This window comes from Olavius algarvensis spirochete endosymbiont (genome assembly GCA_900608495.1).
Lineage (GTDB): Bacteria > Spirochaetota > Spirochaetia > DSM-2461 > DSM-2461 > UBA2779.
This window is the reverse complement of sequence record UWYT01000033.1, coordinates 1-216: the sequence shown is the minus strand read 5'-3', so window position 1 is coordinate 216 and position 216 is coordinate 1. Positions and strand designations below refer to the sequence as shown.

At 56.5% G+C, this 216-nt stretch carries 1 protein-coding gene; it reads right to left on the bottom strand.

All coding sequences use genetic code 11. From position 1 onward, the window contains the following. On the bottom strand, window positions 1-216 hold a 216-nt coding region (locus S1OALGB6SA_RS00690), incomplete at both ends, for an SBBP repeat-containing protein (RefSeq protein ID WP_195910217.1).

Here is a 216-nt window from a genome sequence, read left to right as displayed (position 1 = left end):
CTATCTGCCACATAGACATTGCCGGATGAGTCCACAGCCACTCCGTAGGGGTAGGAAAACCGTGCTTCTGTGCCTGTTCCGGCAAGGGTGCTTACCACCCCCAAAGGTGTGATTTTCCGGATGCGGTTGTTGCCACTATCTGCCACATAGACATAGTCGGATGAGTCCACAGCCACTCCGGAGGGGTAGTTGAACCGTGCTGCTGCGCCGATGCCA